Raw genomic sequence first — 8,331 nt, forward strand, 5'->3', positions numbered from 1 at the left:
GGGTGTCGGAGAGCTGGGCGGAAGTGCGTTTGGCACCCTGCGGGGATCACCCCGACACACACCCACCCCCACCCCAACCGACCCGCCTGCTACCCAGCCGCCCAAATCCAGCCCGGCCGCACCCATTCAGCTAGGCCGCACAAATCCAGCCTCGCCGGCGTTTGAGGCGCGGGGTCCGGGGCGGAGCCCCGATCTTTGAGCCGCACTCTCGGGCTGCGCCGGGCAAATTCAGCCTCGCCGGCGATTGAGGCGCGGGGCGGAGCCCCGGGCTTTGAGCCGCCCGCCGCGCAAGTTCAGCCCCGCCGGCGATTGAGGCGCGGGGCGGGGTCTGGGGCCTAGGGCTGCGGGTGTGGGTGGTGTTCCGCCTGTTGCGCCGCGTGGCGCTTGAGCGCGGCCTCGCGCCCGCGGACGTACCAGATGCCGATCAGGCCGAGGAAGCCGCCGGCCGCGCAGGTCCAGACCCACCACAGCTGGCCGCGGTCGGCGAACCACCCGTAGAAGGGGAGCTGGCCGAGGAAAAGGGCGAACCACAGGATCGTGCCGCCTGTGACGGTAGCGACGACGGGGCCCTCCAGGGGCTCGGGCGCCTCATGCTTCGCAGTCCATTTCGCCATGCGGCAAGTCTAGGCGCGCGAATCCACGGTCTACGCGCGGAGATGGACGACCCTTCGCTCGTGTGTTCATACTGAAACGATTTGGGCGTGGCCCATTTTCTTCGTATGAACCACCCAATGAGGACCGTATGAGCACCCCCACGGCCACGGCCCCGGACCCCTCCCTCCAGGGGCCCTCCGGAGGAATCAACCGCTACTTCAAGATCTCCGAGCGCGGTTCCACCGTCGCCCGCGAGGTCCGCGGCGGCTTCGCCACCTTCTTCGCGATGGCGTACATCATCGTGCTGAACCCGATCATCCTGGGCAGCGCGAAGGACATGTACGGGCACCAGCTCGACAACGGTCAGCTCGTGACGGCCACCGCCCTGACGGCCGCCTTCACCACCCTCCTCATGGGTGTCATCGGCAACGTCCCGATCGCGCTCGCCGCCGGCCTCGGCGTGAACACGGTCGTCGCCCTCCAGCTCGCGCCCCGCATGAGCTGGCCCGACGCCATGGGCATGGTGGTCCTGGCCGGCTTCGTGGTGATGCTGCTGGTCGCCACCGGCCTGCGCGAGCGGGTCATGAACGCCGTGCCGCTGGGCCTGCGCAAGGGCATCGCCATCGGCATCGGCCTGTTCATCATGCTGATCGGCCTGGTCGACTCGGGCTTCGTCTCCCGCATCCCGGACGCCGCCCACACCACGGTCCCGCTCCAGCTCGGCGGCACCGGCCACCTGGACGGCTGGCCGGTCCTGATCTTCGTGATCGGCGTGCTGCTCACCCTGGCCCTGCTGATCCGCAAGACGCCGGGCGCGATCCTGATCTCCATCGTGGCCATGACCCTCGTCGCGGTCGTCGTCCAGCTGATCGCCAAGGTGCCCGACACGGGCTGGGGCCTCACCGTGCCCGAGTGGCCCGGCAACCCGGTGGCCGCGCCCGACTTCGGGCTGGTCGGCCAGGTCAGCCTGTTCGGCGGCTTCGGGAAGGTCGGGGTGCTGACCGGCATCCTCTTCGTCTTCACCGTGCTGCTGTCCTGCTTCTTCGACGCCATGGGCACGATCCTGGGCGTCGGCGACGAGGCCAAGCTGATCGACAAGGAGACCGGAGAGTTCCCCGGCATCAACAAGGTCCTGCTGATCGACGGCCTGGCCGTCGCCTCGGGCGGCGCCACCTCGTCCTCGGCCACCACCTGCTTCGTGGAGTCGACGGCCGGGGTCGGCGAGGGAGCCCGTACGGGCCTGGCGAACGTCGTGACGGGCGCCCTGTTCGGCGTGGCGCTGTTCCTCACCCCGCTCGCCACGATGGTCCCGTCGCAGGCCGCCACCCCCGCCCTCGTGGCGGTCGGCTTCCTGATCCTGGCGGGCTCGATCAAGGACATCGACTGGAGCGACTTCACCATCGCCGTTCCGGCGTTCCTGGCCATGGTGATGATGCCCTTCACCTACTCGATCACCAACGGCATCGGCATCGGCTTCATCACCTTCTGCGCCCTGCGCGCGGCGACCGGCCGGGGCCGCGAGGTCCCGGTGGCCATGTACGTCGTGGCGGCGGTGTTCGTCTTCTACTACGCGATGCCCGCCCTCGGCCTGACGTAGGCCCTGCCCGGGCTCACGTCAGCCCGTAGAACTTCTCTGTCTCGTCGACGGCGGCCTTGAAGCGCTCGTCGAAGTCATCGCGGATGAGCGTCCGGACCACATAGTCCTGGACGCTCATTCCGCGTTTGGCGGCGTGAGTCCGGAGCCTGTCGAGGAGCTCCCCGTCTATGCGCATGCTCAGCACATGTGTCCCCATGTCGAAAGAGTCGGGGCAGAGGGTGTGGACGCGTGTCACTTTCGGCCGCCGACTCACCCGTACGAGTGACCCCGCGCATGACCGCCAAAAGTGGTGTTCCTTAGAGAGAGTAATGAGTTACTCTAAATACATGCCTGACCTTTCCCATGGCGACGATGCTGCCGCCGTGAACGACCTCCGCTCCGCCGTCATGCGGCTGGGGCGGCGCCTGAAGCACCAGCGCGTCGACGAGTCGCTGAGCCCCACCGAGATGTCGGTGCTCGGCACCCTCGCCCGCTGTGGCCAGGCCACACCCGGCGAACTGGCGCGGCGGGAGCACGTCCAGCCGCCGTCGATGACGCGCATCGTCGCGTTGCTGGAAGCCAAGGGACTGGTCACGCTGGAACCGCACCCCGACGACCGCCGCCAGAAGGTGGTCCGCCAGACGGAGGAGGCCGAAGCGATGCTCGAAGAGAGCCGCCGCAAGCGCAACGCCTTCCTGGCCGGGCTCGCGGCCGAGCTGACCGAGGACGAGTGGGCCAAGCTGCGCGAGGCCGCACCCGTCCTGGAAAAGCTCGCGCACCTGTAGGAACGACGCCAGGAGGCGAACGCTTTTGAGTACGGGAACCGGAGCAGACTCCGCACCCGGCCACACATCCACCCCTACTAAGGCCCCTGCGGGCCCCGCGGGCAGGAACTCGATGTTCAGCTCGCTGAGGATCCGGAACTACCGGCTCTTCGCGACCGGGCAGGTCGTCTCGAACACGGGCACCTGGATGCAGCGCATCGCCCAGGACTGGCTGGTCCTCTCCCTGACCGGCTCCGCCTCCGCCGTCGGCATCACCATCGCCCTGCAGTTCCTGCCGATGCTGATGTTCGGCCTCTACGGAGGCGTCCTCGCGGACCGGCTGCCCAAGCGGCCCCTGCTCCTCGCCACCCAGAGCGCGATGGGCCTGACCGGCATCGCACTCGCCGTCCTCACCCTGGCGGGACACGTCCAGGTGTGGCACGTCTACCTCGCGGCCTTCCTGCTCGGCCTCGTCACCGTCGTCGACAACCCGGCGCGGCAGACGTTCGTACCCGAGATGGTCGGCAAGGACCAGGTGGCGAACGCCGTCAGCCTGAACTCCGCCAACTTCCAGTCCGCGCGGCTCGTCGGCCCGGCGATCGCCGGTGTCCTGATCACCGCCGTCGGCTCCGGCTGGGCCTTCCTGCTGAACGGCCTGTCGTTCGCCGCCCCCATCGCCGGCCTGCTGATGATGCGGACGAAGGAGCTCCACCCGGTCGAACCCCGACCCCGCGCCAAGGGACAGCTGCGCGAAGGCCTGCAGTACGTCGCCGGCCGGCCCGAGCTGATCTGGCCGATCGTGCTCGTGGGCTTCATCGGCACCTTCGGGTTCAACTTCCCGATCTGGCTGTCGGCGTTCGTCAGCGACGTCTTCCACGGGGACGCGGGCACCTACGGCCTGTTCAACACCCTGATCGCGGCCGGCTCCCTGGCGGGCGCCCTCCTCGCGGCCCGGCGCGGCCACTCCCGGCTGCGGCTGCTGGTGGTCGCCGCCCTGCTGTTCTCGGCGCTGCTGCTCGTCACGGCCTTCGCGCCCGGCTTCTGGCTGTTCGCGGCGCTGCTCGTGCCGATCGGCGTCTTCGGCCTGACGGTCAACGTCACGGCGAACTCGAGCGTGCAGATGGCCACCGACCCCGAGATGCGGGGGCGGGTCATGGCGCTGTTCATGATGGTCTTCACCGGCGGCACCCCGCTGGGCGCTCCGCTGCTGGGCTGGATCACGGACACGTACGGCGCGCGGATCGGCATGGCCGCGGGGGGTGTCATCTCGCTGGCCGCCTCCGTCGCCATCGCGGTGGTCCTGGCCCGTGTCGGGAACCTCCGCGTGCGGGTCAGCCGGCGCGGTGTGACGTTCGTCCCTGCGGCCACCCCGCGCGACCTGGTCCCGGCCGCCTGACCCTGCCGGGGCGCAAGGAGCGGGGCGCCGCCCCCGGCGGCGGCGCCACATGTTCAGCCGGGGGTCCGGGGGCCGGCCCCCGGCAGCGGCGCCGCGGCCGTACGCTCGGCGCATGAGACTGTTCGCAGCCGTCCTGCCGCCCGCCGGGGCAGTCCATGAGCTCGCCGCCGCCGTGGACGCCGTCCACGACGACCAGCTGACGTGGACCGCGCGAGCGGGCTGGCACTTCACCCTCGCCTTCATGGGCGAGGTACGCGACGACGTCCTCCCCGACCTGCACGCCCGCCTCGACCGCGCGGCCCACCGCACCGCCCCCTTCCCGCTGCGCCTGCACGGCTGCGGGCACTTCGGGGACCGTGCGCTGTGGGTCGGCGCCGCCGGGGAGCTGCCCGCCCTGCGGATGCTCGCGGAGCGGGCCGACGCCGCGGCCCGGCGGGCCGGGGTGCCGATGGAGCAGCACCGCCGGTACACCCCGCACCTCACCCTGGCCCGCAGCCACGGCCACCGCCACGACCCCGGCCACGAGCACGGCACCGCCACCCCGCTGCGCCCGTACCTGGACGCCCTCGCGGACTTCGAGGGCACGCCCTGGACGGTCGACACGCTCAGCCTCGTCCGCAGCAACCTCCCCGTCAGCGGGGTGCCGGGCGAGCAGCCCCGCTACGAGACGGTCGGCTCCTGGCCGCTGCGGGGTTGAGCCGTACCGCGTACGGGATCACCCGCGGCCCGCGTTAGGCTCGACGGGTGGATCCCAAGACCAGAAACCGTGTGATGGCCGGTGTGCTCGTGCTGATGTTCGTCGTCGTGGCCGTGGCGGCTGCCGTCGGGCAGTAGCTACCAGGCGAAGGCCTCCGGCGACGCTCCGGGCCCCGGGAAGATCTCGTCCAGGGCGGCCAGGACCTCGTCCGAAAGCTCCAGCTCCACCGCCCGCAGCGCCGATTCGAGCTGCTCCTGCGTGCGCGGCCCGACGATCGGCCCGGTGACCCCGGGACGCGTCAGCAGCCAGGCCAGGCCGACCTCGCCCGGCTCCAGGCCGTGCTTGTCCAGCAGGTCCTCGTACGCCTGCACCTGCGCGCGTACGGAGCTGTTGGCGAGCGCGTCGGCGGACCGGCCGGAGGCGCGGCGGCCGCCCGTCGCCTCCTTCTTGAGGACACCGCCCAGCAGGCCGCCGTGGAGCGGGGACCAGGGGATGACCCCGAGCCCGTACGCCTCGGCGGCCGGGATGACCTCCATCTCCGCGCGCCGCTCGGCGAGGTTGTAGAGGCACTGCTCGCTGACCAGCCCGAGCCGGCCGCTGCGCGCCGCGGTCTCGTTGGCCTGGGCGATCTTCCAGCCGGGGAAGTTCGAGGAACCCGCGTAGAGGATCTTGCCCTGCTGGATCAGGACCTCGACGGCCTGCCAGATCTCCTCGAAGGGGGTCAGCCGGTCCACGTGGTGGAACTGGTAGACGTCGATGTAGTCGGTCTGGAGCCGCTTGAGGCTGGCGTCGACGGCCCGCCGGATGTTCAGCGCCGACAGGCGGTCGTAGTTGGGCCAGGTCTCGCCCTCGGGCGCCATGCTGGCGTAGACCTTGGTGGCGAGCACCGTCTTCTCGCGGCGCCGGCCGCCCTGGGCGAACCAGGTGCCGAGGATCTCCTCGGTGCGGCCCTTGTTCTCGCCCCAGCCGTAGACGTTGGCGGTGTCGAAGAAGTTGATCCCCGCGTCGAGGGCGGAGTCCATGATCGAGTGGCTTTCGGGCTCACCGGTCTGGGGGCCGAAGTTCATGGTGCCGAGTACAAGTCGGCTGACCCTGAGGCCGGTACGTCCGAGCTGTGTGTACTTCATGGGGCCCTAGCCAACTGCTTGGAGTGCGCTCGAAGCAAGACCCTTCCGTGAAAGGGCTGTTACAGCACGCCGTTCTGCACCCGGTCGGGCCTGTACGGGCCGCCGATCCCCCACGCCTGGTGCAGGACGGCCGCGAACTCCCCCGCCAGCCGGTGCTCGCCGGAGGCGTTGGGGTGGGTGCCGTCGTAGGTGTCGTGGTGGATGTCGTACGCCTCCGGGCGGGCGGCCAGCAGGACCGGCGAGGCGGCGGACGTCAGATCGGCCACCGCCTTCGCGAGGAGCTCGTTGAAACGGGCCACCTCGGCCGCGAAGGGCGCGTCCTCCTCGGCCCGGCTGTTCGGGATGACGGGCAGCAGCACCATGCGGACGCCGGGGCGGGCGGCGCGGGCCCCGGCGATGAACCGGCGGACGTTGGCGGCGGTCTGCTCGGCGTCGGTGTAGAAGCCGAGGTCGATCAGGCCGAGGGAGACGAGCAGGACGTCGGCCCGGGCGGCGGCGACGGCGGGGCCTATGAGGGGGGCCATGTGCTGCCAGCCCTCGCCCCAGCCGGCCAGGTGGCGGCGGGCGTGCGCGGGGAAGCGCGGGTCGGCGTACGCATCGGAGCCCTCGTACAGCTCGGCGCGCGGACCGACGATCCGGTAGGGGCCGCCGAAGGTCGAGTCGAGGTGCTGCCACATGCGGTAGCGCCAGGTGAAATCGCCGGCGCGTCCGATGGTCATGGAGTCGCCGACGAACATGAAACGCATCCGGTCATCATCGCGGATCGCGCGACAGAAACCTCTGTGACGCCGGACACGGGGCACGTACTGGCAGGCTGGGGGCATGCGCATGCCCCTGCCGTCCGCCGCCGGCACCGCCGTTGCCGCCGCCGTCGCCTCCGCGGCCCTCGCCGCCGCCCTCGCCGTGCCGCCGGTCGCGGCCTTCGCGGCGGGGGCCCCCGGCTCCTCCTCGTTCACCATCTCCGACCCGCGGATCAAGGAGTCCAGCGGGCTCGCCGCCAGCCGGATCCACCCGGGCGTGTACTGGACGCACAACGACAGCGACGACGGCCCGTACGTCTACGCGGTGGACTCCGCGACAGGCAGGACGGTCGCCCGCGTGACCCTGACCGGGATCGGCAGGCCGCGCGACGTCGAGGCGATCTCGCTGGGGCCGGACGGACAGCTCTACGTCGGCGACATCGGCGACAACCGCAACGGCACCTGGGACCACGTGTGGATCTACCGCTTCCCGGAGCCGAAGGAACTGGGCGACGTCACGGTCAAGGCCGCGCAGTTCACGGTGCGGTACGCCGACGGGCCGCGCAACGCGGAGGCGCTGATGGTGCATCCGGTGACGGGGCGGGTCTACATCGCGAGCAAGGACGAGAACAAGGGCGGGCTGTACGAGGGTCCCGCGGAGCTCTCGACGGACGGGTCGAACGTGTTCCGGCGGGTCGCCGACGTGCCGTGGGTGACGGACGGGGCGTTCTCCCCCGACGGGAACCGGCTGACCCTGCGGGGCTACTTCTGGGCGCGCACGTACCCGTGGAAGGACGGCAGGCCGGAGGGTGAGGGCGAGCGGGTGGACGCGCCGTGGCAGGGGCAGGCGGAGTCGGTGACGTACACGCCGGACGGCTCGACGCTGATGTTCGGCGCGGAGGGGGAGGGCAGCCGCGTCATCGCCGTCCCGGTGGGCGCGGCCCCGTCCGCGGGCGCCTCGGCCGCGCCGCCCGCCCCCGGCGCGCCGGGTCCGTCCGCCGCGGAGCCGACGGGGAGCTTCGGCAAGGGAGCCGTGGTCCTGGCGGTCGGCCTGGCGGTCGTCTTCGTCGCGAAGCGCCTCCTCGCCCGCCGCCGCCCGTAGCCCCGCCGCGTCCGCGCCTCTTGGCTGCCGCCGGCCAATCCAGCCCCGCCGGCGTTTGAGGCGCGGGGGCTCGGGGGCTGGCCCCCGACCGCGGCGCCGCACTGACCACGCACTTCGGCGCTCGCGCCGCTGGGGGGGGGGGGGGGGGGGCGGGCCCCGGGCGGGGGGGGGCGCGGGGCGGGGGGGGGGGGGCGCCCCCCCCCCCACCGCGGCGCCGCACTGACCACGCACTTCGGCGCTCGCGCCGCTGCTGGGGCTCCGCCCCAGACCCCGCTCCTCAAACGCCGGAGGGGCTGGATATGCCGCTGCGCGGGGGTGCGGGGGCGGAGCCCCCG

The 8,331-nt window shown here is 71.7% G+C and carries 9 protein-coding genes; 5 read left to right on the forward strand and 4 right to left on the reverse strand.

Annotated features, from left to right (window positions below; genetic code table 11):
* Positions 1-335: 335 nt before the first annotated feature.
* Complete coding sequence (locus tag ACFYP3_RS36235; protein WP_388842232.1) at positions 336-614, reverse strand: DUF2530 domain-containing protein; 279 nt, start codon at positions 612-614, stop codon at positions 336-338.
* Positions 615-742: 128 nt separating this feature from the next.
* On the opposite strand from ACFYP3_RS36235, the gene ACFYP3_RS36240 reads away from it, so the two are divergent.
* On the forward strand, positions 743-2,191 hold the full coding sequence (locus ACFYP3_RS36240) for an NCS2 family permease (protein WP_388842234.1): 1,449 nt from the start codon (positions 743-745) through the stop codon (positions 2,189-2,191).
* A gap of 13 nt (positions 2,192-2,204) precedes the next feature.
* On the opposite strand, the gene ACFYP3_RS36245 is transcribed toward ACFYP3_RS36240, so the two are convergent.
* The gene (locus ACFYP3_RS36245) at positions 2,205-2,387 is read right to left on the reverse strand and encodes a hypothetical protein (protein ID WP_030156886.1); all 183 of its coding nucleotides are present in this window, start codon (positions 2,385-2,387) and stop codon (positions 2,205-2,207) included.
* A 130-nt stretch (positions 2,388-2,517) separates the two neighbouring features.
* Between ACFYP3_RS36245 and ACFYP3_RS36250 the strand changes: the two genes are divergently transcribed.
* The 3 genes from ACFYP3_RS36250 (at position 2,518) to thpR (ending at position 5,027) form a co-directional block, all read left to right on the forward strand.
* On the forward strand, positions 2,518-2,955 hold the full coding sequence (locus tag ACFYP3_RS36250; RefSeq protein WP_319728456.1) for a MarR family transcriptional regulator: 438 nt from the start codon (positions 2,518-2,520) through the stop codon (positions 2,953-2,955).
* 25 nt (positions 2,956-2,980) lie between these two features.
* Positions 2,981-4,330 carry an MFS transporter gene (locus ACFYP3_RS36255; RefSeq protein ID WP_388842237.1) on the forward strand — a complete coding sequence of 450 codons (1,350 nt, stop codon included), beginning with the start codon at positions 2,981-2,983 and terminating at the stop codon, positions 4,328-4,330.
* Positions 4,331-4,442: 112 nt separating this feature from the next.
* Complete coding sequence (gene thpR, locus ACFYP3_RS36260; RefSeq protein ID WP_388842239.1) at positions 4,443-5,027, forward strand: RNA 2',3'-cyclic phosphodiesterase; 585 nt, start codon at positions 4,443-4,445, stop codon at positions 5,025-5,027.
* Positions 5,028-5,164: 137 nt separating this feature from the next.
* On the opposite strand, the gene ACFYP3_RS36265 is transcribed toward thpR, so the two are convergent.
* Together ACFYP3_RS36265 and ACFYP3_RS36270 are read right to left on the reverse strand one after the other, a co-directional pair.
* Complete coding sequence (locus ACFYP3_RS36265; RefSeq protein WP_388842241.1) at positions 5,165-6,154, reverse strand: aldo/keto reductase; 990 nt, start codon at positions 6,152-6,154, stop codon at positions 5,165-5,167.
* 59 nt (positions 6,155-6,213) lie between these two features.
* Entirely contained in the window at positions 6,214-6,900 is a 687-nt protein-coding gene (locus ACFYP3_RS36270; RefSeq protein WP_388842243.1) for an SGNH/GDSL hydrolase family protein, read from the reverse strand.
* 76 nt (positions 6,901-6,976) lie between these two features.
* Between ACFYP3_RS36270 and ACFYP3_RS36275 the strand changes: the two genes are divergently transcribed.
* Positions 6,977-7,996, forward strand: a complete 1,020-nt coding sequence (locus ACFYP3_RS36275; protein ID WP_388842245.1) for a WD40 repeat domain-containing protein — start codon at positions 6,977-6,979, stop codon at positions 7,994-7,996.
* Positions 7,997-8,331 lie beyond the last annotated feature (335 nt).

Origin of the sequence: Streptomyces sp. NPDC005533 (assembly GCF_042871845.1) — a bacterium.
Classification (GTDB): Bacteria; Actinomycetota; Actinomycetes; order Streptomycetales; family Streptomycetaceae; genus Streptomyces.